Here is a 26,787-nt window from a genome sequence, read left to right as displayed (position 1 = left end):
TCTTTCGGCGCCTCGGCGCTACGCAGCCTTGGTCGCGATGACGTGCAGCCAGTCGGTCGGCAGCCCGTCATAGCCGCCGCCGGTCGCCGCGACGATCTCAACGGACTTCCAGCCGGTCGTGCCGTAGGCGGCGGCCAGCCACTCGGCCGACGGATAGTTGTAGTAGCGGCCGAAGCGGTCGCGGCCTTCCGCCGTGCCGGCCTTGTAGCTCGCATAGAACACGCCGCCCGGGCGCAGCGCGGTCTGGATCCTGGCGAGGATGCCCGGCAGGTCGGTGCGCGGCACATGCAGCAGGCAGGCACTGGCCCAGACGCCGTCATACAGCTGGTGCCCTTCGATGTCGCCGAACAGCAGCACACTGACCGGCCGGCCGAGCCGTCTGGCAGCCGCAGCCGCCATCTCCGGCGTGCCGTCGGTGGGCGTGACGTCGAAGCCGAGCTTCGTCATCGCCTCGCTGTCCTGGCCGGCGCCGCAGCCGAGCTCGAGGATCGTGCCGCCTCCGGGCAGTCGCGCGACGAAACGCTGTAGCCGGTCGGCTGCCGGCGCGCTCCGCGATGCGTAGGCATCTGCCTCCAGGCCGTAGAAACCAATGGTTGCATCGTCTTTGGCGTCACCCACGATCTCGCCTTTCTCGTTCATGCAGCCTTGCTTGCGCATCTTGCGCAATGATGAGGCGGCATCCTATTTACAAGGCAAAGCCTCTGAACCGATTCTGCCCGTCCGGCGCTGGAATCCCACCTCGATAAAGGGATAGTCGATGAAGAACCCCGTCGAAACATACATGAACCTCGTTCCGATGGTGGTCGAGCAGACCAATCGCGGTGAGCGGGCCTATGACATCTTCTCGCGCCTGCTCAAGGAGCGCATCATCTTCATCACCGGTCCGGTCGAGGACGGCATGGCGACGCTGGTCTGCGCCCAGCTTCTGTTCCTCGAGGCCGAGAACCCGAAGAAAGAGATCAACCTCTACATAAACTCGCCCGGAGGCGTGGTCACCTCCGGCATGGCGATCTACGACACCATGCAGTTCATCAAGCCGGCGGTTTCGACGCTCTGCATCGGCCAGGCCGCCTCGATGGGTTCGCTGCTGCTCTGTGCCGGCCACAAGGACATGCGCTTCGCCACGCCCAACGCCCGCATCATGGTGCACCAGCCCTCCGGCGGCTTCCAGGGCCAGGCGTCCGACATCGAGCGCCACGCCCAGGACATCATCAAGCTGAAGCGCCGCCTCAACGAGGTCTATGTCAAGCACACCGGCAAGGACTACGATACCATTGAAAAGACGCTCGACCGCGACCATTTCATGACTGCCGACGAGGCCCGCGACTTCGGTTTGATCGACAAGGTGATCGAGAGCCGTGAAGCGGTCGAGGGTGCGTCTGCCCAGTGATTTGGCCCTCCGGCACGGCTGTTCGCACACAATTCGCATTTTTGGGATGTCCTGCGGCATTTCAGACACAATTTGCTGTTCCCTCGACCGGCGCGGCGGCCTACGTTAAGGCAGCGTTGAGCTTCGACGGCTTAGCGTCGTGCCTGGGTGCCGCGAATCGTTGCAGCGACTTCTGAAATGTGTGCTGGTAGGGAACTCGTTGCGGCGGCCAGGGATGGCGGTGACGGCGTTCGGCGTTAGATTGCATTTGCGCCCGCAGGCCAGACGTTCGGCTGGGCGGCAGTGAAAGGACTTGGACAATATGAGCAAGGTCAGCAACGGCGGCGGCGACTCCAAGAACACGCTCTATTGCTCGTTCTGCGGCAAGAGCCAGCATGAGGTGCGCAAACTCATCGCCGGTCCGACCGTATTTATCTGCGACGAGTGCGTCGAGCTGTGCATGGACATCATCCGCGAGGAGAACAAGACCTCGATGGTGAAGTCGCGCGAAGGCGTGCCCACCCCGCAGGAGATCCTCAAGGTACTGGACGACTACGTCATCGGGCAGCCCTACGCCAAGCGCGTGCTGTCGGTGGCCGTCCACAACCACTACAAGCGCCTGGCTCACGCCGGGAAGAGCAACGACGTCGAACTGGCGAAGTCGAACATCCTGCTGATCGGACCGACCGGCTGCGGCAAGACGCTGCTTGCCCAGACGCTCGCCCGCATCATCGACGTGCCGTTCACCATGGCCGACGCCACGACGCTGACCGAAGCCGGTTACGTCGGCGAGGACGTCGAGAACATCATCCTCAAGCTGCTCCAGGCCGCCGACTACAACGTCGAGCGCGCCCAGCGCGGCATCGTCTACATCGACGAGATCGACAAGATCAGCCGCAAGTCGGACAACCCCTCGATCACCCGCGACGTGTCGGGCGAGGGCGTCCAGCAGGCGCTGCTCAAGATCATGGAAGGCACGGTTGCTTCCGTGCCCCCGCAGGGCGGCCGCAAGCACCCGCAGCAGGAGTTCCTGCAGGTCGACACGGCCAACATCCTGTTCATCTGCGGCGGCGCCTTCGCCGGCCTCGACCGCATCATCTCCGACCGCGGCCGCAAGACCTCGATCGGCTTCGCTGCCACGGTTGCCTCGCCTGAGGACCGCCGCACCGGCGAGCTGTTCCGCCAGGTCGAGCCGGAGGATCTGCTGAAGTTTGGCCTGATCCCCGAATTCGTCGGCCGTCTGCCGGTGCTGGCGACGCTCGAGGACCTCGACGAGCCGGCGCTGATCCAGATCCTGACCGAGCCGAAGAACGCTCTGGTCAAGCAGTACCAGCGCCTGTTCGAGATGGAGAACGTGGATCTCACCTTCCACGAGAACGCGCTGTCGGCCATCGCCAAGCGCGCCATCGAGCGCAAGACCGGCGCCCGCGGCCTGCGTTCGATCATGGAGGCGATCCTGCTCGACACCATGTTCGAGCTTCCGGCGCTGGAAGGCGTCCAGGAGGTGGTGATCTCGGAGGAGGTGGTGTCCGGCAACGCCCGGCCGCTCTACATCTATGCCGAACAGAAGGAAAAGAAGGGCAGCGTCAGCGCCTGAGGCCTGACGGATCGGCCTTTTCCGCTCTCGCGAACGGCGCCCCAGCGGCGCCGTTTGCACGTATGGAGCCCCGCCGGCCACGCCTCTTCCAAACGCTGTCGTGTTTGGTCTTGATGTTTACCCGGCGAAGCTCCAACTAACGGACAAGAGGCGATGGGTTGGGTTACGTGCTGTAATGCCGCGCGGTAATCGGCGGTAGGCGGAACCGTCCATGGTCGTTAATATGAGATTCGCGGTTGGCGCTCGCGCGGTCGCGATATGAAAGGTTGGACAATGGCCAAAATATCCCGCTCTTCCGGCGAAGGTACCTTCGCAGTCCTGCCGTTGCGCGACATAGTCGTGTTCCCGCACATGATCGTCCCGCTCTTCGTGGGGCGCGAAAAGTCGATCAAGGCCCTGGAAGAGGTGATGGGTCAGGAGAAGCAGATCCTGCTCGCGACCCAGATGAACGCGGCGGACGACGATCCCGAGCCGGATGCGATCTACGACGTCGGAACGCTCGCCAATGTGCTGCAGTTGCTGAAGTTGCCGGACGGCACCGTCAAGGTGCTTGTCGAGGGCACCACGCGCGCCAGGATTGCCTCCTTCACCGACAAGCCCGATTTCCACGAGGCCCGCGCGCTCGTCCTGAGCGAGCCGGAGGAAGAGGAAGTCGAGGTCGAGGCGCTCGCCCGCTCGGTGATCGCCGACTTCGAAAACTATGTGAAGCTCAACAAGAAGATCTCGCCGGAAGTGGTTGGTGCCGCCAGCCAGATCGACGACTATTCCAAGCTCGCCGACACGGTCGCCTCGCATCTCGCGATCAAGATCACCGAGAAGCAGGAGATGCTCGGCACGCTTTCCGTCAAGGAGCGTCTCGAAAAGGCGATGGGCTTCATGGAAGCCGAGATCTCCGTCCTGCAGGTGGAGAAGCGCATCCGCAGCCGCGTCAAGCGGCAGATGGAGAAGACCCAGCGCGAGTACTACCTCAACGAACAGATGAAGGCGATCCAGAAGGAACTCGGCGAGGGCGAGGATGGCCGCGACGAGGCCGCCGAGATCGAGGCGCGCATCAAGAAGACGAAGCTGACCAAGGAGGCCCGCGAGAAGGCGGAGGCCGAACTGAAGAAGCTGCGTTCGATGTCGCCGATGTCGGCTGAATCCACCGTCGTGCGCAATTACCTCGACTGGCTGCTGTCGATCCCGTGGGGCAAGAACTCCAAGGTCAAGCAGGACCTGAACTTCGCCCAGAACGTGCTCGACACCGACCACTACGGCCTCGACAAGGTCAAGGACCGCATCGTCGAGTACCTGGCCGTGCAGAGCCGCCAGAAGAAGCTCAAGGGCCCGATCCTGTGCCTCGTCGGACCGCCCGGCGTCGGCAAGACCTCGCTCGGCAAGTCGATCGCCAAGGCCACCGGCCGCGAGTTCGTGCGCATGGCGCTCGGCGGCGTGCGTGACGAGGCCGAGATCCGCGGCCACCGCCGCACCTATATCGGCTCGATGCCCGGCAAGGTCATCCAGTCGATGAAGAAGGCGAAGAAGTCCAATCCGCTCTTCCTGCTCGACGAGATCGACAAGATGGGCCAGGACTTCCGCGGCGATCCGTCGTCGGCGCTGCTCGAGGTGCTCGATCCGGAGCAGAACGCCACGTTCATGGACCACTATCTCGAGGTCGAGTACGACCTCTCGAGCGTGATGTTCGTGACGACGGCGAATACGCTGAACATCCCTGCGCCCCTGATGGACCGCATGGAGATCATCCGCATCGCCGGCTACACCGAGGACGAGAAGGTCGAGATCGCCAAGCGGCACCTGATGCCGAAGGTGGTCCGCGACCACGCGCTCCAGCCCAAGGAGTTCTCGGTCTCGGAGGAGGCGATCCGCGCCGTCATCCAGACCTACACCCGCGAGGCGGGCGTGCGCAGCCTCGAGCGCGAGCTGATGAAGCTCGGGCGCAAGGCCGTGACCGAGATCCTGAAGACCAAGAAGAAGTCGGTGAAGATCACGCCGGCCAATCTGGATGACTATCTCGGCGTGCCGCGCTATCGCTTCGGCCAGGTCGAGGGCGAGGATCAGGTCGGCGTCGTCACCGGGCTTGCCTGGACCGAGGTCGGCGGCGAGTTGCTGACGATCGAAGGCGTCATGATGCCCGGCAAGGGCCGCATGACCGTCACCGGCAACCTGCGCGACGTCATGAAGGAGTCGATCTCAGCCGCGGCGTCCTATGTCCGCAGCCGCGCCATCGACTTCGGCGTCGAGCCGCCGCTGTTCGACAAGCGCGACATCCACGTGCACGTGCCGGAAGGTGCGACGCCGAAGGATGGCCCGTCTGCCGGTACCGCGATGGCGACGGCAATCGTCTCGATCCTCACCGGCATCCCGGTCAGGGCCGACGTGGCGATGACGGGCGAGATCACGCTGCGCGGCCGCGTGCTGCCGATCGGCGGTCTGAAGGAGAAGCTGCTTGCGGCGCTTCGCGGCGGCATCAAGAAGGTGCTGATCCCGGAAGAGAACGCCAAGGACCTGGCGGAGATCCCGGAGAACGTGAAGAGCGGCATGGAGATCATCCCGGTCAGCCGCATGGGCGAGGTCATCAAGCACGCCTTGGTGCGCCAGCCGGAGCCGATCGAATGGACCGAGCCGGTCGAAGTGCCGGCGGCCAAGTCCGACGCTGGCGAAGACGCCGGCAAAGGCTTCGCGCATTAGTCGCACCTTAGGTTGCGATGCGAAAACGGAAAGGCCGGGCTCTCGCCCGGCTTTTTCATGTGAAAAACCCCGGAATTCCGGGGTTTTTCTGCTTTTTTGCGACCTTTTTGACTTGGTTGTGCCAGAACCTTTTTCTAAAGTCCGTCTCCTACCGGCTGAGTCTAACTCCCGGTTTTCTCATGGAAGGGAATTCAATGAACAAGAACGAACTAGTGTCCGCTGTCGCCGAGGCTGCCAAGCTCTCCAAGGGCGACGCGCAGTCCGCTGTCGATGCCGTGTTCTCCGTCATCACCAGCGAACTGAAGGGTGGCGGCGACGTCCGGCTTGTCGGTTTCGGAAATTTCACCGTGTCGAAGCGTGCAGAGTCCACTGGCCGTAACCCGCAGACCGGTGCGGAAGTGAAGATCCCGGCCCGTACGGTCCCGAAGTTCTCGGCCGGCAAGGGTCTCAAGGACGCGGTCAACTGATCGCTTCCCAGCCGTGACTTGTCGAAAAGCCGGGCTTGCCCGGCTTTTCTTTTGCCCGAAGCCAAGGCTTGGCCGGGCGCCCGGTCGTATCAGTGGATTTCGGTCTTCGACCGGCTGATGAAGAAGCCGTGGCCGTCATTGCGGGCGCAGCTCAGCCCCGCCTTGGCGGATGTGCAGCTGAACGGCCCCTTTTTCCAGCTGTTGCCATATTCCAGCGTGTGCGACCCGTCGCAGCAGCCGGTGTCGCCGACATTCTGGTAGCGCTTGGCCTTTCCGGCCTTGCCCAGGATGAACCTCTGGTAGCTCGGCTCGATGCGGTCGCAGCCGAGTTCCGGGCCGCCGTCCTCGGGCATGTAGACGTCCGAGCCGCCGGCGGGCGTGTACTGGCAGCCGACATTGCCCGAGGGCATGTTGAAGTGGATCACGCCGCCGTCGGCGGGGAAGGTCTGTTCCGCGGCAATCGCGTCGACCGCAACCAGGGCGGCCACCGCCAAGAGAATAGTTCGCACATTCCCCTCCTGTTCGGTTCCAGATCCCGACGATAACATCGGTGCCGGGATGTCGAACAGGCCGGCCTGCGGCAATCGCCGAGGCTGCCGTCTAGGCTGGGGAGCCGTTACGCCAACAAAAAAAGGGCCGCGACTGCGGCCCTTTCGTATGTCGGGGCAGGTCAGGCTCAGGCCTTGACCACGAATGCCTCGCGCGGCAGCTCGGACAGAACTTCGGCGCGGTTGCCGCGCAGGATCACGATCTCCTCCAGGCGCAGGCCGAAGCGGCCCTGCAGGTAGATGCCCGGCTCGATCGAGAAGACGTTGCCTTCCTGCAGGATGGTTTCCGAGGTGCCGGTGATGTAGGGCGGCTCGTGGATGTCGATGCCGAGCCCGTGGCCGGTGCGGTGCAGGAAGAACGCGCCGTAGCCGGCGGCGGTGATGACGTCACGGGCGGCCTTGTCGACTTCCTTGGCAGGAATGCCGGGCTTGGCCACGGCGATCGCGGCCTGCACGGCGCGCTCCAGCACCGCATGGACCTCGTCGAAGCCTTCGGGCTTGTCGCCGAACACGCCGACGCGGGTCATGTCGGACGGATAGCCGTCCTTGCGGCCGCCGATGTCGATCAGCACCGCCTCGTTGGCCTTGAGCTTGCGGCTGCCGGTGTGATGGTGCGGGAAGGCGCCGTTCTCGCCGAAGCAGACGCTGACGAATTGGGCCTCGGCGCCGTTCGCCGCATAGAAGTCGCGGATCGCCTGGCCGACCTCGAGCTCGGTCACGCCTTCCTTGAGGGCGGCAAAGCCGGCCTTCATGGCGCCGTCGTTGAGCACGGCGTTCATCTTGAGCAAGCCGTACTCGGCTTCGTCCTTCTTGCCGCGCAGGAAGCTCACCGTATCGTTGAGGAAGCTGCGCTTGGCACCGGGCAGGGCATCGAGCGCCAGCAGGGCGAAGTCGGCGCGCATGGTCTCGTCGAGTGCCACCGAGACGTTGCCGTCCCTGGCGCCGCAATCGGCCAGCAGCTGCGCCAGGGCCTCGTTGGGGCCGTCGGCGTCGGTCCACGGATAGAACGGCAGCTTGGTGAACGGGCGTTGGCTGTCGGCGTTCAGCGCCGGCATCAGGAAGCCCGCATGCTTCTGCGCCACGATCAGCAGCACCGGCCGTTCGTCGCCATGCGGCGACATGCCGGTGAGCCACACCAGGTGCGACGAGGGGCCGACGATCACGAGGTCGGTCCCGGTTTCCGCCATGCGCTTGCGCAGCAGCGCCATCCGCTCTTCGTACATAGTTCTTGCCTTCCGAGGGTCTTCGATTTTCGAGGGATCAAGAGAAAGGGCCGCCCTCGCGGGCGGCCCCGGTCTGTCTGCCTGGTCAGTTCTTTTTGACGAGGCGGTAGTAGACGAAGTCGGAGGTTGCGCCGTTGACGTAGCCTTCGACGTTCTTGGCGCGCGCCACCTGGGTCGCGGCCTGGAACATGACGACGATCGGCGACTTCTCCTGCACCTTCTTCTGCAGGTCGATGTACATCGCGCTGCGCTTGGCCGGGTCGGCCTCGGCAAGCGCCGCCTTGGTCTCCTTGTTCAGCTCCTCCGGCACGGCCCAGCCGTTACGCCACGTCGTGGTCGACTGGTAGTTTCCGTCCGAATTGTCTTCGTTGTAGGCGAAGGCCTTGGCGTTGGAATGCGGGTCCATGAAGTCCGGGCCCCAGTAGAGCAACATCGCCTCGTGGGTGCGGGCACGGTACTTGGTGATCACCTGCGAGCCGGTGCCCGGGATGATGTCGAAGTTGATGCCCGCCTCGGCGAAGCTCGCCTGCAGCGACTGCGCCATATCGGTGAACGGCGTCGAGTTGATGACGTCGAGCGTCACCTTGATCGGCGTCTTGATGCCGGCATCGGCCAGGATCTGCTTGGCCTTGGCCGGATCGTAGCTGTAGGGCGTCTCGTCGAGCGAACCCGGGAAGCCCGACGGCCAGAATGCCTGGTGCGTCTGCATCTGGCCCTTGAGGAAGGTGTCGGTCATGCCCTTGTAGTTGACCAGGTAGCGGGCGGCGTCCCACACGGCGGGCGGCGTCAGCGACTCGGTCTTCTGGTTGAACGAGAGGAAGTGCACGGCCGCCTGCGGATAGGTCTCGGTGGTCAGGTTGTCCTTGCCCGCGAGGCTGGCGATCTGGTCCGAGGTCAGGTTCTTGGCCATGTCGACGTCGCCCGACTGCAGCAAGAGCTGCTGGGTCGCGGCTTCGGCGACGTGACGGATGATCACGCCCTTGATGGCCGGCGCGCCGTTGAAGTATTCGGGATTGGCCGTCAGGTTGATCAGTTCGCCCGGGCGGAAGGCCTTGAGCACGAACGGGCCGGTACCGGCCGAATTGGACTTCAGCCATGCATTGCCCATGTCGCCATTGGCTTCGTTGGCCTGCAGCGTGACGGCGTCGACGACCGAAGCCGGGCGGGCGGCGAGCACGTTGAGCACGAAGGCCGACGAGAAATCGCCCTCATACTTCACCACCACCTTGTTGCCTTCGGCGGTGACCATCTTGTCGTAGTTTTCGGGCGTCCAGCCGAGCTGGGTCAGGATGAAGGCAGGCGCCTTGTTGAGCGTGACCACGCGCTTCCACGAATAGACCACGTCCTCGGCGCGCAGCGGATTGCCCGAGCCGAACTTGACGCCGTCGCGCAGCGTGAACGTGATGGTCTTGTTGGCGTCGTCGACGGCCCATTCCTTGGCGAGGCCGGCGGCCAGCGTCTTGGTGTCGGAGGCGTCGTACTGCACCAGGCGGTCGTAGGTCTGGGCGACATATTCGCCCGACGAGAACTCGTAGGCCTCGGCCGGGTCGATGCTGACGATGTCGTCGATGTTCTGCGCCACCACGAGAATGTCTGCCGGCGTCGCCGCCAGGCTGGCCATCGGCGTCATCGGCATCGCCAATGCTGCGGCGAGCAGCGCTGCCCTGAACATTTTGGTCATTTTCTCTCCTTTTTGGTTCCCGTTGTCTTTGTCTCGGCCTTTGAACCGCGTAGGGCCGGATGCTCCGTGCGCGACCTGAACATCGGCAGGGTGCCGGTCCAGAGCATGCGCGCGAACTTGTCGGTGTCGTTCGACCAGGAATGCGGGCGATTGCCACGGAAGTGCAGGCTGTCGCCGGCCGAAAGCACCATCTCTTCGTTCTCGAGGCGCTGGGTGATCGAGCCTTCGAGGATGAACAGGATTTCCTCGCCCTCGTGGCTGACCGTCTCTGAGCGGTAGCCGGGCGGAACGTTGAGGATGAAGGAGGAGAGCACGTTGCCGGTGAAGTCGGCGGCAATGCGCTCGTAGACGATCGATGAGCCGTCGACCGAGAATCGGTTCCGCTCGCCTTCGCGGGTCAGCCCGTCCTCCGCCGAGGGGGTCGCGATGAAATAATCCACACCCACGTCGAGGCTGCGCGCGATCTGGGCGAGGGTGCCCAGCGATGGGGTGGCGTGGTCGCGTTCGACCTGGCTGAGGTAACCCACGGAAATGCCCGCGGCGTCACACAATTCCTGCAGTGTCATCCCGAGCCTGCGGCGGCGCGCGCGGATCAGCGCGCCCACTTTCGGCTGGCTGGATGCGGTGCTTTTCGTGGCCTCCGGCGACACTATGAATTTTGCTCCCATCAAAATTTTTTTGATCTAAGCAAAATTGTTTGTATAGTCCAAGCGGAATTTTGCTCGACAGAAAACATCCGTGCCGCATCCTGGGCGCGGCCATTGGGGTAGGAACAGACACCGCGTGGCATCAGAAACCGACTCCGCCGCACAGGCGCTTCCAACAGGGCCTGGCGGCTCGTCGCGCAATGCGCGGCACGCCTGGAAAACGGTGAAGGGCGTGCTGGGCGTCCTGGCCGCCGTCGCCTTCACCTTCCTCGGCCTCCTTGCCATCACCTTCTTCATCGGCCGCGTCGTGCCGATCGATCCGGTGCTGGCCGTGGTCGGCGACCGCGCCCCGCGCGCCGTCTATGAGGCCGCCCGCATCGAGATGGGCCTCGACAAGCCGCTCATCGTCCAGTTCTTCAGCTACGTCGGCAATGTGCTCTCCGGCGATCTCGGCATGTCGGTGTCGACCGGCAAGCCCGTCGCCGAGGACCTGGCCCGCGTCTTCCCGGCCACGCTGGAGATGGCCACGCTCGGCATCATCATCGGCGTGCTGCTCGGCGTGCCGATGGGCGTCTATGCCGCGAGCCGCCAGGGCAGCCTGCTCGACCAGGTCATCCGCGTCGTCGGCCTGCTCGGCTATTCGGTTCCGGCCTTCTGGCTCGGCCTCGTCGGTCTCGCCCTGTTCTACGCCAAGCTGCAATGGGTCGGCGGCCCCGGCCGCCTCGACATCTTCTATGACGGCATGGTCGACCCGGTGACGGGCCTGATCCTGATCGACAGCCTGCTCGCCGGCGAGACCGACATCTTCTTCAACGCCTTGTCGCACATCGCACTGCCTGCGGCCGTGCTCGGCTTCTTCAGCCTCGCCTACATCGCCCGCATGACGCGCTCCTTCATGCTCGACCAGCTGGCGCAGGAATATGTGACGACCGCCCGCGTCAAGGGCGTGCCCGAGCGGCTGGTGCTGTGGCGCCACGCCTTCCGACCCATCCTCGTGCCGCTCATCACCGTCATCGGCCTGTCCTATGCCGGCCTGCTCGAAGGCTCGGTCATGATCGAGACCGTCTTCTCCTGGCCCGGCATCGGCAACTATCTGACGACGGCGCTGCTCAACGCCGACATGAACGCCGTGCTCGGCTCGACGCTGGTCATCGGCGCGGTCTTCATCGGCATCAACAAGATTTCGGACGTGCTCTACCGCGTCCTCGACCCGAGGGCACGCTGATGGCGACCACCCGCGACTGGCTTCTCGACGATTCGCCGTCCTCGCGCCTGCAGGCGCGCCTCGGCCGCAGCTATCGTCTTTCGCGCGCCCTGATGCGCAATCCCCTGGCCATGGTCGGCGCGCTGATCGTGCTGACGCTGATCCTTGTTGCGTTGTTTGCGCCCTGGATCGCCACGCATTCGCCATTCACCCAGGACCTCGGCATGCGGCTCAAGCCGCCGAGCGCGGAGAACTGGATGGGTACCGATGAACTCGGCCGCGACATCTGGAGCCGCGTCGTCTACGGCGCGCGCATCACGCTGATGATCGTAGCGCTCGTGGCGGTCCTTGCTGCCCCGGTGGGGCTGATCATCGGCGCAGTCGCCGGCTATTTCGGCGGCTGGACCGACCGTATCCTGATGGGCATCACCGACATCTTTCTGTCGATGCCGAAGCTGATCCTGGCGCTGGCCTTCGTCGCGGCACTCGGGCCCGGCATCCAGAACGCCATCATCGCCATCGCCATCGCCACCTGGCCCGGTTATGCGCGCATCGCCCGTGCCGAGACGCTGACCATCCGCAACTCCGAGTTCGTCTCGGCGGTCGAGCTGCAGGGTGCCTCCTCATTCCGCGTCATCGTCAACCACATCCTGCCGCTGTGCACGTCCTCGATGATCATCCGCGTCACGCTCGACATGGCCGGCATCATCCTGACCGCCGCCGGCCTCGGCTTCATCGGCCTCGGCGCCCAGCCGCCGCTGCCCGAATGGGGCGCGATGATCTCGCGCGGCCGCTCCTTCATCCTCGACCAGTGGTGGGTCGCGACCATGCCCGGCTTCGCCATCGTCATCGTCAGCCTCGGCTTCTGCTTCCTCGGAGACGGCCTGCGCGATGTCCTCGATCCCAAGCACGGAGACCGCCAATGAGCGCCTTGCTTGAAATCGAGAACCTGCGCGTCACGTTTCCCACGGCGCGCGGCCCCGTCGACGTGGTCAAGGGCCTGTCGCTGACGCTCGGCCGCGAGCGTCTCGGCATCGTCGGCGAAAGCGGCTCGGGCAAGTCGATGACCGGCCGCTCGATCCTGCGGCTGATCCGTGCCCCCGGCCGCGTCACCGCCGACAGACTGCGTTTCGACGGCGTCGACCTGCTTGCCCAGTCGGAGAAGCAGATGCGCGCGATCCGCGGCGCCCGCATCTCCATGGTCATGCAGGACCCGAAATTCTCGCTGAACCCGGTCATGACCATCGGCGACCAGATCGCCGAGGCGATCCTGACCCACCAGAAGCTCGGCCGCGCCGACATCAAGGGCCGCACGCTCGCCATGCTGGAGGCGGTGCGCATCAACGACCCCGAGCGCGTGCTCGGGCTCTACCCGCATGAGGTCTCCGGCGGCATGGGCCAGCGCATCATGATCGCCATGATGCTGATCCCCGAGCCGGACCTTCTGATCGCCGACGAACCGACTTCGGCGCTCGACGTCTCCGTGCAGGCGCAGGTGCTCGAGATCATCGACGAGCTGGTCAAGCGCAAGGGCATGGGCCTGATCCTGATCAGCCACGACCTCGACCTGGTCTCCGCCTATTGCGACCGCATCCTGGTGATGCGCGGCGGCGAGGTGGTGGAGGAATGCGTCGCGGGCGAGCTCCGCAAAGCCAGGCATCCCTATACGCGCGGCCTGCTCGCCTCGATCCCGCGTCTCGACGAGGATCGCGAGGAGCTGCCTGTTTTGCTACGCGACGAGGCTTCGACATGAGCGCGCTTACGATCGAAAACCTCGACATCTCCTACGGCGATTCGAGGGTCACCCACGACATCAGCCTGTCGGTCGCCGAGGGCGAGAGCTTCGCGCTCGTCGGCGAAAGCGGCTCGGGCAAGACCACCGTGCTCAAGGCCATCGCCGGCATGGCGAAGAGCTGGACCGGCTCCATCACCGCATTCGGCCAGGCACGCACGCCCGGCATCGACCGCGGCTTCGCCCGCCAGTGCCAGATGGTATTCCAGGACCCCTACGGCTCGCTGCATCCGCGCAAGACGGTGGACGCGACGCTGAGCGAGCCGCTGGCCATCCATGGCATCTCCGACAATGGCGAGCGCGTCGACGAGGTCATGCGTTCGGTCGGCCTCGACCGCCGCTTCCGCTTCCGCTTCCCGCACCAGCTCTCGGGCGGCCAGCGCCAGCGCGTGGCGATCGCGCGGGCGCTCATCCTCAAGCCCAAGCTCCTGCTGCTCGACGAGCCGACCTCGGCGCTCGACGTCTCGGTGCAGGCCGAGATCCTCAACCTGCTCAAGCGCCTGCGCCGCGAGCAGGGGCTGACCTATCTGATGGTCACCCACAACCTCGCCGTCGTCTCCTTCCTCTGCGACCGGCTCGCCGTCATGCGCCACGGCCGCATCGTCGAGATCGCCGACGTCGACCAGCTCAAGCGCGGCGCGCTCGAAAATCCCTATTCGCGCGAACTGATCGAGTTCAGTGCGTCTCATCCCAAAACCTGAATTCCCAAGACTTGAAACTGAGGTAAGTCATGACAGAAACCGCATTCGCCGAGGCGCTGGCCGCCTTCGACGCCGCCCTTGCGACCACGACCGAGGTCGAGGGCGTGTGGAAGGCGCTCCAGGCGCTGGCCGACGTGGTCGTCGGCGCCAAGCTCTTCACCGTCATGAAGCTCGACTGGGCCAATGAGCTTTCGGGCCGCACCTACACCAGCCACCCGGAAACCTATCCGGTCTCCGGCACCAAGCCGATCAACCGCACGCACTGGTTCGACACCATCCACGTCCAGCGCCAGCCCTTCGTCGCCAACACCATCAAGGATATCGCCGAGGTCTTCCCCGATCACGAGACGATCTGGTCGCTGGGATGCGGTTCGGTGCTCAACTGGCCGGTATTCGTGGCCGACAAGCTGGTCGGCACCGTCAACATGCTGCACGAGGAGCACTACTACACCCCGGTGCGCGTCGAGGCGGCCAGGCAGCTTTCGCTCGCAGCCAAGGCGGCCTTCCTGGCCGTCGAGCACATCGAGCGCCGGTAGTTTGCCTTGCCGGCTGGCCCCAGGGCCGGCCGGCAGCGATCGATCAAGGCGACGGATAGCGGCTAGCGCAATTCCAGGAAAAGTGCGCAGCGGTTTTCTGTCCGGAATTGCGTCAAAACAAAGAGATAGAGCGTTTCCGCGATTCGAAGAAAAGCGGAAGCGCGCTAGCGCGCGCCGACCAGGGCCGGGATCGGCAGCGGCTCGCTGTCTTCGTCGAGGATCGAGAAGGCGTAGCGGCCGGCCTGGTCGCGCTCGACCGAATAGGTCAGGCGCTCGGCGATGTGGTTGTCCTTGTCGAAGGTCAGCACGCGCGGCTTGAGCACCGTCAGCTCGCTTTCGTTCACATAGACCGAATTGCAGATGATCACCTGGTCGCCGGCCTGGCAGGTGCGGGCGGCCGCACCGTTGAGGATGCAGCAGCGCGAGCCGCGCTCGCCGAGGATCACATAGGTCGAGATCCGGGCCCCCGAATTCTTGTTCCAGATCTCGACGAATTCCATCGGCAGGATGCCGGCGGCCTCGCAGTGGTTCGGGTCGAGCGTGATCGAGCCGTGGTAATTGAGGTTGGCCTCGGTGATGTGGATGCCGTGCAGCTTGCCGGCGACGATCTTCCGCATTCCAGTCCTCCCGATTGGCCGCAGCGGCGGCGTCCCTAGATCCCCAGCACCAGCGCCCCGCCGGTGAGGCCGGCGCCTGCCGCAGCCAGCAGCAGCTTGTCGCCGCGCCGGAACGGCTCGGCCCGTTGCGCGATCGACAGCGACAGCGGGATGGTGGCTGCCGACGAGTTGCCGTAGTCGCCGATGGTCTTGACGATCCTGTCGTCGGCGATGCCGAGCGACTTGCCGACCGCGTTGAAGATGCGGGCGTTGGCCTGGTGCGGCACGAAGCGGCTGACGTCGGCGGCGGTCACACCCGCTGCCGCCAGTGCTTCCTGCGAACAGCGGCTCATCATCTCGACCGCCTTGGTGAACACCGCGCGCCCGTCGGCGATGGTCATGCGTGTCTCGGCGATGTCGAGTTCGTCGGCGAACGGCCGGTTGCTGCCGCCCGCCGGAATCTGGATCAGGCCGTAGCCGCCGCCATCGGCGGCGACCGACGCGCCCAGGATGCCCTGGCTGGGCGCGCCGGAGGGCGCGAGCACCACGGCCCCTGCCGCGTCGGCGAACAGCACCGCGCTTGCCCGCTCGGCCGGATTGATGCGGCGGCTCAGGATGTTGGCGGCGATGACCAGAGCAGGCTTGTTGTGCAGCCGCACGAAACCGTCGGCAAAGGTCAGCGCATAGATGAAGCCGGCGCAGGCGCCGGCAAGGTCGACGCCGCCGGCATTGGCCAGTCCGAGCCTGTGCGCCACCAGCGGCGCGCTAGGCGGCAAGAGATGGTCGGGTGTCGAGGTGGCGAGCAGCAAAAGCCCGATGTCGCGGCGCGCAAGGCCTGCCGCTTCCAGCGCCATGCCGCCGGCTGTGGCGGCCAGTCCGGACAGCGTGTCCTGAGGATCGGCCCAGTAGCGCGAGCGGATGCCGGTGCGGCCCTCGATCCAGCCGGCGTCGAGGCCGAGGCTCGCCTCTATCTCGGCGTTTGCCACCTTGCGGCCGGGCACGTGATGGCCGAAGCCGGCGATGCGCGCCGTGCGGCTCATCTCGCGCCGCCAGCCAGTTCGGCCGCCTCGTCGACGGCATCGTAGAGCCGGTCGAGTTCGCCCCAGGTCACGCAATAGGGCGGCAGCACATAAATGACATTGCCGAGCGGCCGGACCAGCAGGCCGCGCTCGAGGAAGAACGCGCGCAGCTTCGGACCGACTTCCGCCAGATAGCCTGCCTTGCCGACGCGCAGGTCGAGTGCTGCGATGGTGCCGGCCGTGCGCACGTTCTCGAAGCGCGGGTCGCTGCGGAAGCGCGCGACCTTCTCAGCCTGCATCCGGGACAATGCCGCCACGCGCTCGGCCACCGGCTCGTCGCGCCACAGCGCGACATTGGCGAGCGCTGCGGCGCAGGCGATCGGGTTCGCCGTGTAGGAGCTCGAATGGAAGAAGGTTTTGGCGCGATCTTGCGAAAAATGCGCCTGGAAGACCGCGTCGGTCGCCAGTGTCGCCGCCAGCGGCACAGAGCCGCCGGTCAGCCCCTTTGACGTGCAGAGAATGTCGGGCGAGATGCCTGCCTGCTCGCAGGCGAACATCGTGCCGGTGCGGCCCCAGCCGGTCATCACCTCGTCGGCAATGAGCAGGGTGCCCGAACGCTCGGCGATGCGCTTGAGCTCGGTCAGCACCCGGGCCGGATACATCAGCATGCCGCCGGCGCCGAGCACCAGCGGCTCGACGATGAGTGCCGCTGCCTTGCCGTCGCGCGTCAGTGCCTCAAAGCGGTCGAGCGTCTCCTGCTCGCGTCCCGCTGCCGGGAAGGGGATGGTGTCGACCTCGAACAGAAGCGGCTCGTAGGCCGAGTTGAACACGCCGCGCGCGCCGACGCTCATCGTGCCGATCGTGTCGCCGTGGTAGCTGTGCTCCATGACGACGATGCGCGAGCGGGCAGGACCGTTGTTGCGGTGGAAACCGAGCGCCATCTTCAGCGCCACCTCGACGCTGGTCGAGCCGCTGTCGGAATAGAACACCCAGTCGAGCCCCGGAGGCGCCATGCCGACCAGCGCGGATGCCAGCTTTTCCGCCGGTTCATGGGTGAGGCCGGCGAAGATCACCTGGTCGAGCGTTTCGGTGGCGGTGCGGATCGCCTCGACGATTTTCGGATGCCTGTGGCCGTGGGTGACGACCCACCAGGACGAGATCGCATCGAGGATGCGCTTGCCGTCGGCCGTCTCGACATAGGCGCCTTCGGTGCGCGCGATCATCGGCGGCACCGGCTCGGTGGCGTGCTGCGTGAAGGGATGCCAGACGGCGGAACGGCTCATGGCCGGGCCTCCAGGAAATCGGCGGCATTGAACGACGTCCGCATGGCCGTGGCCAGCGCTTCAGGCGTCAGCGGGCCGAGCCGAGGCAGGCGGCCGAGCACGCGCACCTTGCCCATCTCGGCGATGGTGCGCTGCGTATCGCCCATTTCGTCGCCGACGAAGGCAATGCCCAAGAGCGGGATCGAGCGGCTGCGCAACGCCTCGATGGACAAGAGCGTGTGGTTGATCGTGCCGAGCCCGGTGCGGGCGCAGAGCACGACGGGTGCCGCCCAGCGCGCGAAGACGTCGATGTAGAGCCTGCGCCGGTTGACCGGCACCATTAGCCCGCCTGCACCTTCGACGACCAGCGGCCGCGCGGTTGCCGGCAGGGCCAATGCGTCGGCATCGATCTCGACGCCTTCGAGTTCGGCGGCGCGGTGTGGCGACAACGGCTCCCTTAGTCGCCAGGCTTCCGGCAGGACCCGATCCCGAGGCAAGCCGGCGAGGCGCACGACGATCTCGCTGTCGGTCTCCTCCTCGATGCCCGACTGCACCGGCTTCCAGTAGACGCCGTCGAGCAAAGCGGTCAGGCCCGCGGCGAACACGGTCTTGCCGATGCCGGTGTCGGTGCCGGTCACGACGATCCTTGCGGGCGTCTGGGCCGTCATCGCGAGCATTCCTCTGCGAGCGCCGCGAACAGTGCCGCAACATCGTCTTCGCCGACATTCAGCGTCAGCGAGATTCTGAGCCGCGCGGTACCCTCGGGCACGGTTGGCGGGCGGATGCCGCGCACGTCGAAGCCGCGCGCCTGCAGCTCCTCGGCCAAGGCCATCGCGCGCGCATTGTCGCCGATGACGATCGGCAGGATCTGCGAGCCGCTCGGGCCGAAGCCCAGTGTTTCCGCCCTGGAACCTGCCTGCCCCACCAGCTTCGCCAGCCGCTCGCGGCGAACGGGCTCGTCGGCGACGATGTCGAGCGCGGCGGCCGCCGCGACCGCCATCAGCGGCGAGGGTGCGGTGGCATAGATGAAGGGCCGGCAGCGGTTGACGAGATACTCGCACAGCACGGCGGGTGCGGTGACCAGCGCGCCCGAGGCGCCCAGCGCCTTGCCGCAGGTGTGCAGGACAACGACGTTGTCGCGGCCCTCGAGATGATGCGCCAGTCCGCGACCCTCGGGGCCGTAGACCCCGGTCGCATGCGCCTCGTCGACGAACAGGAAGGCTTCGTGCCGGTCGGCCACCGCCGCAAGTTCGTCAAGCGGCGCGCGGTCGCCGTCCATGGAATAGAGGCTCTCGGCGACGATCCAGGCGCGGCCGATGCCGCCCTTGGCACGCCAGCTCCCGATGGCGTCGTCCACGGCGCCGGCGTCGTTGTGCCTTGCCTCCACCACCTCGGCGCGGCCGGCGCGTGCGCCCTCATGGGCGCTGGCGTGGATCAGTTCGTCGAGGACGACGAGATCGCCCTTCTGCGGCAGCGTGGTCAGAACGGCGAAATTGGCAACATAGCCACCGCCGAAGAACAACGCCCGCTCGGCGCCGAAGAATTTTGCCGCCTTCTCCTCCAGCGCCTCGTGCTCGGGGTCGTTGCCGCGCAAAAGCCGCGAGCCGGTGGCGCCGACCGGCGTGCCATTGGCGAGCGCTGCGGCGACCGCATCGGCCAAGCGCTTCGAGCCTGCCAGTCCGAGATAGTCGTTGGAGGCGAAGTCGAGCCCGGCGCGGCCTGTCAGCGTCCGCAGCCGGCTCTTGCGCGCCAGCCCGCGCAGGCTGGCCTCGTAGCGGTCGAGCAGGGCCCGGCCGGTCACCCCGCGTCCCGCTCCATCGGCTGGATGCCGAGACGGCGGAACAGCGCGCTGTCCTTGTCTTCCTCGGGGTTCTCGGCCGTCAGCAGCGTGTCGCCGACGAAGATCGAGTTGGCGCCGGCGAAGAAGCACAGCGCCTGCATCTCGTCGCTCATAGCCGTGCGTCCGGCCGACAGGCGCACATGCGACTGGGGCATCATGATGCGGGCAAGTGCTATGGTGCGCACGAATTCGATCGGCTCGATCGGCTCGGCTTCGCCCAGCGGCGTGCCCTCGATCGGGATCAGCATGTTGATCGGCACCGAGTCGGGATGCTCGGGCAGGTTGGCCAGCGTCACCAGCATGTCGACGCGGTCGGCCTTTTCTTCGCCCATGCCGACGATGCCGCCGCAGCAGACCTTGATGCCGCTGTCGCGGACATTGGCCAGCGTATCCAGCCGGTCGGCGAAGCTGCGGGTGGTGATGATCTCGTTGTAGTAGCGCTCGGAGGTGTCGATGTTGTGGTTGTAGTAGTCGAGGCCAGCCTGCTTCAGGCGCTGCGCCTGGCCGAGATCGAGCATGCCGAGCGTCATGCAGGTCTCCATGCCGAGGTCCTTGACGCCCTCGATCATGGCGACGACGGCCTCCATGTCGCGCTCCTTGGGGCTGCGCCAGGCCGCACCCATGCAGTAGCGGGTGGCGCCGGCGTCCTTCGCCTTCTTGGCTTCGGCCAGCACGCGCTGCACTTCCATCAGCTTGGAGGCCTTGAGGCCGGATTCGTGATGCGCCGACTGGCTGCAATAGCCGCAATCCTCGGGGCAGCCGCCGGTCTTGATCGACAGCAGGCGCGACAATTGCACCCGGTTGGGATCGAAATTCGCCCGATGGACGGTCTGCGCGCGGAAGATCAGGTCGTTGAAGGGCAGGTCGTAGATTGCCTGCGCATCCTCGCGGCTCCACAGGGGACGTGCCCCGTTCAGCGGCTCCGCGGCTGCGTTCAGGTGCAAATCGGCGTTCATGCGCGCTCCATAGCCTAGATCGTCCCCACCGGGGCGGGACCATTGCCCCGGTCAGGCGGCCGTGTCCAGTCCAATATCGAGGATCGGCGCGCTGTGCGTCAGCCAGCCGACGGAAATGAGGTCGACGCCGCTGGCGGCGATTGCCGGCGCGGTGGTGGGATTGACCCGGCCCGAAGCCTCGATGATGGCCCGCCCGCCGACCATTTGGACCGCCTGGGTCAGCGTCCCGGGCGCCATGTTGTCGAGCAGCACCGCATCCACCCCGAGCGCCAGCACCTCGTCCAACTGGGCGAGAGTGTCGACCTCGACCTCGATCTTCACCAGGTGGCCGACATTGGCGCGGGCCCGCTCGATGGCCGGGCGCACGCCGCCGGCGATTGCGATGTGGTTGTCCTTGATCAGCACCGCGTCGTCGAGGCCGAAGCGGTGGTTGGAGCCGCCGCCGCAGCGCACGGCGTATTTCTCCAGCGCGCGCAGGCCGGGCGTGGTCTTGCGCGTGCAGACGATGCGCGCCTTGTGCCCGGCGACGGCATCGACGATGCCGGCGGTCGCGGTGGCGATGCCGCTGAGATGCGAGAGGAAATTGAGCGCTACGCGCTCGCCGGTCAGCAGGCCTCGGGCCGGGCCGCTCAGCGTGGCGATGACGTCGCCGGGCGCGACGCGGCTGCCGTCTGGTTTCGAAATCGCAATGACAATTGCGGGGTCGATGAGGCCGAAGGCGAGAACCGCCAGGTCCAGCCCGGCCACTACTCCCGGCTGGCGTGCCGCCAGCACCAGATTGGCCTGAAGGTCGGCGGGTACGATGGCGTCGGTGGTGATGTCGCCGGCGCGGCCAAGATCTTCCACGAGAGCAGCCCGAACCAGCGGCTCGAGCATGATCCGGGGCAGGGGGACGAGATTCATCGGTCAGGCGCTCCGGGCCAGCGGGGTGAAATCGAGTTCGGCGGCGATCTGCAGCGCCGCGTCGAGCGTGAGTTTCGAACGCCGCGCGACGCCGCTCCTGGTCGGATGGTCGGTGCGGCAATGCGCGCCGCGGCTTTCCTCGCGGCCGAGTGCTGCGACAGCCATCACCAGTCCCACCGCCGCCGGGTCGGCGTCCGCGCCGGCGCCGGTGGCGAGCGGCAGCAGGGCAGCTGCGGCCTGCCTCAGTCCGTCGCCGTCGCGCAGCACGCCGAGCGCTTGCGAGACGATGCCGCGAACCAGCGACGCGTCGGGGCGGACCGGAGCCTGCGCCGTCTCGGCCTGTGCGACGTGCCGGGACGGTGCGTTGCGGATGCCGTCGGCCACCCAGCCGGCGGCGACCACGGCTTCGGTCAGCGAGTTGCTGGCCAGCCGGTTGGCGCCATGCAGACCGGTCGATGCCACCTCGCCGCAGGCCCACAGGCCCGGCACGGTGCTGCGGCCCTCGCCGTCCACCGCCACGCCGCCCATGTGGTAGTGCGCGGCGGGACGAACCGGGATCGGGTCAAGTGCCGGGTCGATGCCGGCCTCGCGGCAGAAGGCATCGATGGCCGGGAAGCGCGCTGCGAAGCGCGAGCCCAGGCAGGCGCGCGTGTCGAGGAACACCTTGTGGCCGCGCCCCAGGTGGCGGAACACGCCGCGCGCCACGGCGTCGCGCGTGCCAAGCTCCGCACCCTGCAGGTCGGCGAGGAAGCGCCGCCCGGTCTCGTCGACGAGCACGGCACCTTCGCCGCGCACCGCCTCGCTCACCAGCCGCATCGGCCGCACCGGCGTGTCCAGCGCGGTCGGGTGGAACTGCACGAATTCGAGGTCGGCAAGCTCGGCGCCGGCGCGGGCGGCGAGCGCCAGCCCCTGGCCGAAGCAGCCGAGCGGGTTGGTGGTGTCGCGGAACAGGCCGCCGACGCCGCCGGTTGCGAGCACGACACGACCGGTGGCGAGCGTGACCGCCCCTTCGGCATCCGCTGCCAGGACGCCGGCGATGGTGCCGTCCTCGACGATCAGCCGCCGCGCGGCAATGCCTTCCAGCACCGTGATCGACGGCGTGCGGCGCACTGCAGCCACAAGCGCGCGCACCAGTTCCCGCCCGGTGGCGTCGCCGCCGGCATGGACGATGCGGCGCCGGCTATGCGCGGCTTCCAGGCCTAGCGCGATGCTGCCGTCGGGCGCGCGATCGAAGCCGACGCCGAGACGCTCCAGCCTTTCGATGGCCTGCGGGGCGGCCTCGACGATGCGCCGCACGACCGCCTCGTCGCAGAGGCCGTCGCCGGCAGCCAGCGTGTCGGCGAGGTGCAGCTCGGGCGAGTCATCGCTGCCCACAGCGGCCGCCAGCCCGCCCTGGGCCAGCGGGCTGGACGCCTCGCCGCCGAGCGGCGCAGCAGACAGCAGCACCACAGGTTCGGGCGCCAGCTCCAGCGCCGTCATCAGCCCGGCGATGCCGGCGCCGACGATGACGGGGCGGCCCGCGAGGTCGCGCGGGTCGGTGTTCATACCGCCAGCATCCGCTCGACGGCGAGCCGCGCGCGCTGCGAGAGTTCCGGCTCGATGGTCACAGGGTGGCGCACCTGCTCTAGGGCGCTGCGGATGTTGGCGAGCGTGATGCGCTTCATGTGCGGGCAGAGGTTGCAGGGGCGGATGAACTCGACGTCGGGGTGGTCGACGGCGACGTTGTCGCTCATCGAGCATTCCGTCATCAGCACCACGCGGGCCGGCTTCTCCTTGCCGACATAGTCGGACATCGCCGCCGTCGAGCCGGCGAAATCGGCCACGGCCACCACTTCCGGCGGGCATTCGGGGTGGGCGAGCACGGTGACGCCCGGATGGGCGGCGCGCAGCTCGCGGATGTCCTCGGGCGTGAAGCGCTCGTGCACCTCGCAATGGCCCTTCCAGGCGATGATTTCGACATCCGTCTGGGCGGCGATGTTCTGCGCCAGATATTCGTCCGGCAGCATGATGACGCGCGGCACGCCGAGCGATTCCACCACGGCCTTGGCATTGCCCGAGGTGCAGCAGATGTCGGATTCGGCCTTCACCGCCGCCGAAGTGTTGACGTAGGTGACGATCGGCACGCCAGGATAGCGCTGCCGCATCAGGCGCACGTCCTCAGGCGTGATCGAGTCGGCCAGCGAGCAGCCGGCGCCCATGTCGGGGATCAGCACCGTCTTGCCCGGATTGAGCAGCTTTGCCGTCTCGGCCATGAAATGCACGCCGGCCAGCACGATCACGTCGGCCTCGACATCCATCGCCTTGCGGGCCAGCGCCAGGCTGTCGCCGACGATGTCGGCCACGCAGTGGAAGATTTCGGGCGTCTGGTAGTTGTGCGCCAGGATGACGGCGTTGCGCTCGCGTTTCAGCCTCAGGATCGCGTCGATGTCGTCGGCGAAGGCCGGCCACTCGATGGCGGGAATGACCTTTTCGACACGGCTGTAGAGCGCGGCGGCGGAGGGGGAAATGCCAGACATCGTCATCCCTATTATGCTCTGATTGAGTATAATCCGGACATATGCTTAGCATGAGCATAAGACCTGTCAAGCGGAACTTTGCTATTTGGTGCCGGCTGCCGGCAACTCGTCCAGCACGGCGTGGCGGAAGCGGAACAGCTTCGCCGGCCGGCCGCCGGTCTCGGAGGACATCTGGCCGGTCTCCTCGACCAGGTCCTGCTGCTCGATCAGCCGGCGGAAATTCTGCTTGTGCACCGTTACCCCCGCCAGCGCCTCGACGGCGCGCTGCAGCTGCAGCAGCGTAAACGCAGGCGGCATCAGCTCGAACACCACCGGGCGGTACTTGATCTTGGTCCTGAGGCGGGCAATTCCGGTGGCGAGGATGCGCCGGTGGTCGCCGTCCATCGCGCGGCCCGGGACGAGTTGTGCTGCCGGTTCCTTCGTCCGCGCCGCCTCTTCGACAAGCCCCGCCTCGTAAAGCAGCTCGTAGCGCTGCAAGGTCAGCTCCTCGTTCCAGCCGCGCTCGTCGAAGCCGAAGCAGACGGCGGCGCGCTGCCAGCGCTTGCGGCGCTTCTCCTCCTGTTCGGCGGCGTCGCCCCAGCGGCGGAGCGCCGGCTCGATGACGTCGACGATCACCGGCGGTGCGCCGTAGCGGTGGTCCTCCCAGGGGAAGAACTCGTACCAGTTGCGCCAGCTCCCCTGCGGCGTGGCGCGCGACGGCTCCTCGCGGGTGAGCCCGAGATAGCTGATCGAGATCACCCGGCGCGACGAATCCTCGCCGCTGCGGTCGCGATCGGCGAAGGTGTAGAGCTGTTCGATATAGCCCAGCGGATGGCCGGTCTGCTGCTCGACCCAGTCGCGCAGCCCCGACTGCAGCGAGCGGTGCCCGAGCTCGAAAGGCCCCGAGGGCAGGGCGGTGGCGTCCTTGATGGTGAGCACCACCGGATTGCCGTTGGGCGCAGCCACGAGCACGGCGATCAGGTCCGCACCGATCGCGTGACGCTCCTGCTGCCGCTCACTGTGCTTCGCCACGCTGATCCTCTGTCGCCTGCCATTGGTATTGCGGCGCGATGGGACAGAGAAACGAGCGAGGCGTCAACTGCCGCCAGCGCCTTTTCCATGCACCGCGCAAGGTCTTCGCCAGTCTTGGCTTGGCGGCGGCGGAAAATCCACTGCGGAGAGCCGCAACGCCAATGACCCTGCGTAAGAGCTAGGCGATTGCAGCCTGTGCCTTTTCCTTGGCTGCCTGCCGCAGCAGCATGCCGAACAGGTCGCGCGGCTCGTCGGGATCGGCAAGCAGGTCGAGTTCTTCGTAGCGCTTGGTGTGGCGCAACTGGTCGCGGACGTAGCGCAGCGCCGAAAAGTCCTCGATGGCGAAGCCGACCGAATCGAACAGCGTCACCTGCCGTTCGCTGGCGCGGCCCTCGGCCTTGCCGGCGATGATCCGCCACAACTCGGTCACCGGATGCTCCGGTTCGAGCTGCTGGATCTCGCCCTCGCTGCGCGTCTGCGGCGGATACTCGACCACGATCTCCGAACGCAGCAGGATGTCGCGATGCAGCTCCGTCTTGCCGGGGCAGTCGCCGCCGACGGCGTTGATGTGCACGCCCGTGCCCACCATGTTGTCGGTGAGGATCGTGGCGTTCTGCTTGTCGGCCGTGACGGTGGTGATGATCTGCGCGCCTTCGACCGCTTCCTGGCCCGAGGTGCAGATCCTGATGTCGAAGCCGAGGCAGTCGAGGTTGCGCGCGCATTTGCGGCTTGCCTCTATGTCGATGTCGTAGAGCCGCAGCTTGTCGATGCCGAGCAGCTTCTTGAACGCCAGCGCCTGGAACTCCGACTGGGCGCCGTTGCCGATGATCGCCATCGTGTCGGAACCCTTGGGCGCCAGGTATTTCGCCGCGACCGCCGAGGTCGCGGCAGTGCGAAGCGCCGTCAGGATGGTCATCTCGGTGAGCAGCATCGGGTAGCCCGAGCCGACGTCGGCGAGCACGCCGAAGGCGGTCACCGTCTGCAGGCCCTCGCGCATGTTCTTCGGGTGGCCGTTGACGTATTTGAACCCGTAGAGCTGTCCGTCGCTGGTCGGCATCAGCTCTATGACGCCGTCATGGCTGTGCGAGGCCACCCGCGGCGTCTTGTCGAACAGTTCCCAGCGGCGGAAATCCTCCTCGATATAGGCGGACAGCTCACCGAGGAATCGGTCGACGCCGATCTCCAGGACCAGCTTCATCATGTTGTCGACGCTGACGAAGGGGACGATGTTGAGGTTGGCGATGGTCATCAGAAGCTCCTGGTCGGCCGGTCCATGATGCGGCGGCCCATCAGGCTGGCCGTGAGGTCCACCATCAATATGGCGGTGCGTCCGCGTTCGTCGAGGAAGGGGTTCAGCTCCACGAGGTCGAGGCTGGTGACCAGCCCGCTGTCGTGCAGCATCTCCATGGCGAGATGGGCCTCGCGGAAGGTGGCGCCGCCCGGCACAGTGGTGCCGACCGCCGGAGCGATCGCCGGATCGAGGAAATCGACGTCGAGGCTGACATGCAGGAGCCCGTTCTCGGCGGCGACCCGCTCGAGGAAGGCACGCAGGAGCGGCGCCAGCCCGTGCTCGTCGATGGAACGCATGTCGTGGACGGTCACGCCCGCCTCGGTGAGCGCCCGGCGCTCGGCCGGGTCGACGCTGCGCAGGCCGAGCGTGCACACGCGCTTGGGGTCGACCGGCGCGGGCAGGCGGGGGAAATAGCCTTCGAAGCCCGGCAGGCCGCTGGCATAGGCGAGCGGCACGCCGTGCAGGTTGCCGCTCGCCGTGGTGTCGAGCGTGTGGAAGTCGGGGTGGGCGTCGAGCCACAGCACGAACAGCGGGCGTCCCGTCTCGGCGGCCCGGCGGGCGACGCCCGAAAGGGTGCCGGCAGACAGCGCATGGTCGCCGCCGAGGAAGATGGGCATCGCATCGGCGCTCGCCGTATAGGCGGCCTCGGCGATCGCCGCCGTCCAGGCGGCGATTTCGGGCAGCGACTTCAGCGCGGCGTTCCCGTGCAGGCCTGTTTCGACCGGCTTCGGCACGACCGTGCCGAGATCGGCGACCGTATGGCCGAGTTCGGCCAGTGCTGCGGCGAGGCCCGCCGTGCGCAGCGCGCTCGGCCCCATCTCGCAGCCCATGCGGCCGGCCCCGTCCTGAAGCGGAATTCCTATGAGATTGCAGTGCATGGTTGTCGCCCGTGTCGATTGAGGCCGTATTGGAATGAACGGATCTGGCAAAATGAAGCCAT

At 66.5% G+C, this 26,787-nt stretch carries 26 protein-coding genes; 9 read left to right on the top strand and 17 right to left on the bottom strand.

The window, feature by feature from the left end:
* Nucleotides 1–18: 18 nt before the first annotated feature.
* Nucleotides 19–639, bottom strand: coding sequence for a class I SAM-dependent methyltransferase (locus PV773_RS13415; RefSeq protein WP_347966818.1), 621 nt, complete (start codon nucleotides 637–639; stop codon nucleotides 19–21).
* Nucleotides 640–757: 118 nt separating this feature from the next.
* On the opposite strand from PV773_RS13415, the gene PV773_RS13410 reads away from it, so the two are divergent.
* From PV773_RS13410 to PV773_RS13395, 4 genes are all read left to right on the top strand, one after another.
* Nucleotides 758–1,390 (top strand): ATP-dependent Clp protease proteolytic subunit, encoded by a 633-nt coding sequence (locus PV773_RS13410; RefSeq protein WP_340037649.1) that lies wholly within the window; start codon nucleotides 758–760, stop codon nucleotides 1,388–1,390.
* 301 nt (nucleotides 1,391–1,691) lie between these two features.
* A complete protein-coding gene (gene clpX, locus PV773_RS13405; RefSeq protein WP_340037648.1) occupies nucleotides 1,692–2,966 on the top strand; it encodes an ATP-dependent Clp protease ATP-binding subunit ClpX in 1,275 nt (424 codons plus the stop codon).
* A 273-nt stretch (nucleotides 2,967–3,239) separates the two neighbouring features.
* Entirely contained in the window at nucleotides 3,240–5,654 is a 2,415-nt protein-coding gene (gene lon, locus PV773_RS13400; protein WP_347966817.1) for an endopeptidase La, read from the top strand.
* A gap of 194 nt (nucleotides 5,655–5,848) precedes the next feature.
* Nucleotides 5,849–6,121, top strand: coding sequence for an HU family DNA-binding protein (locus PV773_RS13395; RefSeq protein ID WP_340037646.1), 273 nt, complete (start codon nucleotides 5,849–5,851; stop codon nucleotides 6,119–6,121).
* 89 nt (nucleotides 6,122–6,210) lie between these two features.
* Here PV773_RS13395 and PV773_RS13390 read toward each other — a convergent pair whose 3' ends face one another.
* The 4 genes from PV773_RS13390 to PV773_RS13375 form a co-directional block, all read right to left on the bottom strand.
* A complete protein-coding gene (locus PV773_RS13390) occupies nucleotides 6,211–6,630 on the bottom strand; it encodes a DUF6636 domain-containing protein (RefSeq protein ID WP_347966816.1) in 420 nt (139 codons plus the stop codon).
* 167 nt (nucleotides 6,631–6,797) lie between these two features.
* A complete protein-coding gene (locus PV773_RS13385; protein WP_347966815.1) occupies nucleotides 6,798–7,892 on the bottom strand; it encodes a Xaa-Pro peptidase family protein in 1,095 nt (364 codons plus the stop codon).
* Between the two features lie 85 nt (nucleotides 7,893–7,977).
* A complete protein-coding gene (locus PV773_RS13380) occupies nucleotides 7,978–9,573 on the bottom strand; it encodes an ABC transporter substrate-binding protein (RefSeq protein ID WP_347966814.1) in 1,596 nt (531 codons plus the stop codon).
* Nucleotides 9,570–10,241, bottom strand: a complete 672-nt coding sequence (locus PV773_RS13375; protein WP_347966813.1) for an XRE family transcriptional regulator — start codon at nucleotides 10,239–10,241, stop codon at nucleotides 9,570–9,572. The genes PV773_RS13380 and PV773_RS13375 overlap by 4 nt, the downstream gene beginning before the upstream one ends.
* A 211-nt stretch (nucleotides 10,242–10,452) precedes the next feature.
* On the opposite strand from PV773_RS13375, the gene PV773_RS13370 reads away from it, so the two are divergent.
* The 5 genes from PV773_RS13370 to PV773_RS13350 are packed head-to-tail and all read left to right on the top strand — an operon-like array spanning nucleotide 10,453 to nucleotide 14,453.
* Nucleotides 10,453–11,445, top strand: coding sequence for an ABC transporter permease (locus PV773_RS13370; protein ID WP_347966892.1), 993 nt, complete (start codon nucleotides 10,453–10,455; stop codon nucleotides 11,443–11,445).
* Nucleotides 11,445–12,350 (top strand): ABC transporter permease, encoded by a 906-nt coding sequence (locus PV773_RS13365; protein WP_347966812.1) that lies wholly within the window; start codon nucleotides 11,445–11,447, stop codon nucleotides 12,348–12,350. The genes PV773_RS13370 and PV773_RS13365 overlap by 1 nt, the downstream gene beginning before the upstream one ends.
* Nucleotides 12,347–13,177, top strand: a complete 831-nt coding sequence (locus tag PV773_RS13360) for an ABC transporter ATP-binding protein (protein ID WP_347966811.1) — start codon at nucleotides 12,347–12,349, stop codon at nucleotides 13,175–13,177. The genes PV773_RS13365 and PV773_RS13360 overlap by 4 nt, the downstream gene beginning before the upstream one ends.
* Entirely contained in the window at nucleotides 13,174–13,917 is a 744-nt protein-coding gene (locus PV773_RS13355) for an ABC transporter ATP-binding protein (RefSeq protein ID WP_347966810.1), read from the top strand. The genes PV773_RS13360 and PV773_RS13355 overlap by 4 nt, the downstream gene beginning before the upstream one ends.
* A gap of 29 nt (nucleotides 13,918–13,946) precedes the next feature.
* The gene (locus tag PV773_RS13350) at nucleotides 13,947–14,453 is read left to right on the top strand and encodes a GAF domain-containing protein (protein WP_347966809.1); all 507 of its coding nucleotides are present in this window, start codon (nucleotides 13,947–13,949) and stop codon (nucleotides 14,451–14,453) included.
* 164 nt (nucleotides 14,454–14,617) lie between these two features.
* Here the strand turns inward: PV773_RS13350 and panD are convergent, their stop codons facing one another.
* The 12 genes from panD to rocF form a co-directional block, all read right to left on the bottom strand.
* Nucleotides 14,618–15,070, bottom strand: a complete 453-nt coding sequence (panD, locus tag PV773_RS13345) for an aspartate 1-decarboxylase (protein WP_347966808.1) — start codon at nucleotides 15,068–15,070, stop codon at nucleotides 14,618–14,620.
* Nucleotides 15,071–15,105: 35 nt separating this feature from the next.
* Nucleotides 15,106–16,089, bottom strand: a complete 984-nt coding sequence (locus PV773_RS13340; protein ID WP_347966807.1) for a beta-ketoacyl-ACP synthase III — start codon at nucleotides 16,087–16,089, stop codon at nucleotides 15,106–15,108.
* Complete coding sequence (locus tag PV773_RS13335) at nucleotides 16,086–17,351, bottom strand: adenosylmethionine--8-amino-7-oxononanoate transaminase (RefSeq protein WP_347966806.1); 1,266 nt, start codon at nucleotides 17,349–17,351, stop codon at nucleotides 16,086–16,088. Before PV773_RS13335 ends, PV773_RS13340 begins: the two co-directional genes overlap by 4 nt.
* Nucleotides 17,348–17,998 carry a dethiobiotin synthase gene (gene bioD / locus PV773_RS13330; RefSeq protein ID WP_347966805.1) on the bottom strand — a complete coding sequence of 217 codons (651 nt, stop codon included), beginning with the start codon at nucleotides 17,996–17,998 and terminating at the stop codon, nucleotides 17,348–17,350. The genes PV773_RS13335 and bioD overlap by 4 nt, the downstream gene beginning before the upstream one ends.
* Nucleotides 17,995–19,131: an 8-amino-7-oxononanoate synthase gene (locus tag PV773_RS13325; RefSeq protein ID WP_347966804.1), complete on the bottom strand. Its 1,137-nt coding sequence runs from the start codon at nucleotides 19,129–19,131 to the stop codon at nucleotides 17,995–17,997. The genes bioD and PV773_RS13325 overlap by 4 nt, the downstream gene beginning before the upstream one ends.
* Entirely contained in the window at nucleotides 19,128–20,126 is a 999-nt protein-coding gene (gene bioB / locus PV773_RS13320; protein ID WP_347966803.1) for a biotin synthase BioB, read from the bottom strand. Before bioB ends, PV773_RS13325 begins: the two co-directional genes overlap by 4 nt.
* A gap of 51 nt (nucleotides 20,127–20,177) precedes the next feature.
* Entirely contained in the window at nucleotides 20,178–21,029 is an 852-nt protein-coding gene (gene nadC, locus PV773_RS13315) for a carboxylating nicotinate-nucleotide diphosphorylase (RefSeq protein ID WP_347966802.1), read from the bottom strand.
* Nucleotides 21,030–21,032: 3 nt separating this feature from the next.
* Nucleotides 21,033–22,574, bottom strand: a complete 1,542-nt coding sequence (locus tag PV773_RS13310) for an L-aspartate oxidase (protein WP_347966801.1) — start codon at nucleotides 22,572–22,574, stop codon at nucleotides 21,033–21,035.
* Nucleotides 22,571–23,545, bottom strand: coding sequence for a quinolinate synthase NadA (nadA, locus tag PV773_RS13305; RefSeq protein WP_347966800.1), 975 nt, complete (start codon nucleotides 23,543–23,545; stop codon nucleotides 22,571–22,573). The genes PV773_RS13310 and nadA overlap by 4 nt, the downstream gene beginning before the upstream one ends.
* Before the next feature lie 81 nt (nucleotides 23,546–23,626).
* Nucleotides 23,627–24,556: a hypothetical protein gene (locus tag PV773_RS13300; RefSeq protein ID WP_347966799.1), complete on the bottom strand. Its 930-nt coding sequence runs from the start codon at nucleotides 24,554–24,556 to the stop codon at nucleotides 23,627–23,629.
* A gap of 178 nt (nucleotides 24,557–24,734) precedes the next feature.
* Nucleotides 24,735–25,805 (bottom strand): ornithine cyclodeaminase, encoded by a 1,071-nt coding sequence (locus tag PV773_RS13295; RefSeq protein WP_347966798.1) that lies wholly within the window; start codon nucleotides 25,803–25,805, stop codon nucleotides 24,735–24,737.
* On the bottom strand, nucleotides 25,805–26,725 hold the full coding sequence (rocF, locus tag PV773_RS13290; protein ID WP_347966797.1) for an arginase: 921 nt from the start codon (nucleotides 26,723–26,725) through the stop codon (nucleotides 25,805–25,807). Before rocF ends, PV773_RS13295 begins: the two co-directional genes overlap by 1 nt.
* Between the last annotated feature and the right edge of the window lie 62 nt (nucleotides 26,726–26,787).

Source organism: Mesorhizobium sp. CC13 (genome assembly GCF_039907765.1).
In the GTDB taxonomy this organism is placed as follows: domain Bacteria; phylum Pseudomonadota; class Alphaproteobacteria; order Rhizobiales; family Rhizobiaceae; genus Aminobacter.
This window is presented reverse-complemented; position numbering and strand designations above follow the sequence as displayed.

Excerpts from the sequence above, each read along its gene's own strand:
- lon (WP_347966817.1), top strand. The coding sequence starts at position 3,240 with ATGGCCAAAATATCCCGCTCTTCCGGCGAAGGTACCTTCGCAGTCCTG.
- PV773_RS13355 (WP_347966810.1), top strand. The coding sequence starts at position 13,174 with ATGAGCGCGCTTACGATCGAAAACCTCGACATCTCCTACGGCGATTCG.
- PV773_RS13310 (WP_347966801.1), bottom strand. The coding sequence starts at position 22,574 with ATGAACACCGACCCGCGCGACCTCGCGGGCCGCCCCGTCATCGTCGGC.
- PV773_RS13360 (WP_347966811.1), top strand. The coding sequence starts at position 12,347 with ATGAGCGCCTTGCTTGAAATCGAGAACCTGCGCGTCACGTTTCCCACG.
- PV773_RS13340 (WP_347966807.1), bottom strand. The coding sequence starts at position 16,089 with ATGAGCCGCACGGCGCGCATCGCCGGCTTCGGCCATCACGTGCCCGGC.
- PV773_RS13375 (WP_347966813.1), bottom strand. The coding sequence starts at position 10,241 with ATGGGAGCAAAATTCATAGTGTCGCCGGAGGCCACGAAAAGCACCGCA.
- nadA (WP_347966800.1), bottom strand. The coding sequence starts at position 23,545 with ATGTCTGGCATTTCCCCCTCCGCCGCCGCGCTCTACAGCCGTGTCGAA.
- PV773_RS13395 (WP_340037646.1), top strand. The coding sequence starts at position 5,849 with ATGAACAAGAACGAACTAGTGTCCGCTGTCGCCGAGGCTGCCAAGCTC.
- PV773_RS13410 (WP_340037649.1), top strand. The coding sequence starts at position 758 with ATGAAGAACCCCGTCGAAACATACATGAACCTCGTTCCGATGGTGGTC.
- PV773_RS13350 (WP_347966809.1), top strand. The coding sequence starts at position 13,947 with ATGACAGAAACCGCATTCGCCGAGGCGCTGGCCGCCTTCGACGCCGCC.
- PV773_RS13335 (WP_347966806.1), bottom strand. The coding sequence starts at position 17,351 with ATGAGCCGTTCCGCCGTCTGGCATCCCTTCACGCAGCACGCCACCGAG.
- bioB (WP_347966803.1), bottom strand. The coding sequence starts at position 20,126 with ATGAACGCCGATTTGCACCTGAACGCAGCCGCGGAGCCGCTGAACGGG.
- bioD (WP_347966805.1), bottom strand. The coding sequence starts at position 17,998 with ATGACGGCCCAGACGCCCGCAAGGATCGTCGTGACCGGCACCGACACC.
- panD (WP_347966808.1), bottom strand. The coding sequence starts at position 15,070 with ATGCGGAAGATCGTCGCCGGCAAGCTGCACGGCATCCACATCACCGAG.
- PV773_RS13415 (WP_347966818.1), bottom strand. The coding sequence starts at position 639 with ATGAACGAGAAAGGCGAGATCGTGGGTGACGCCAAAGACGATGCAACC.
- nadC (WP_347966802.1), bottom strand. The coding sequence starts at position 21,029 with ATGAATCTCGTCCCCCTGCCCCGGATCATGCTCGAGCCGCTGGTTCGG.
- PV773_RS13385 (WP_347966815.1), bottom strand. The coding sequence starts at position 7,892 with ATGTACGAAGAGCGGATGGCGCTGCTGCGCAAGCGCATGGCGGAAACC.
- clpX (WP_340037648.1), top strand. The coding sequence starts at position 1,692 with ATGAGCAAGGTCAGCAACGGCGGCGGCGACTCCAAGAACACGCTCTAT.
- PV773_RS13365 (WP_347966812.1), top strand. The coding sequence starts at position 11,445 with ATGGCGACCACCCGCGACTGGCTTCTCGACGATTCGCCGTCCTCGCGC.
- PV773_RS13295 (WP_347966798.1), bottom strand. The coding sequence starts at position 25,805 with ATGACCATCGCCAACCTCAACATCGTCCCCTTCGTCAGCGTCGACAAC.
- rocF (WP_347966797.1), bottom strand. The coding sequence starts at position 26,725 with ATGCACTGCAATCTCATAGGAATTCCGCTTCAGGACGGGGCCGGCCGC.
- PV773_RS13380 (WP_347966814.1), bottom strand. The coding sequence starts at position 9,573 with ATGACCAAAATGTTCAGGGCAGCGCTGCTCGCCGCAGCATTGGCGATG.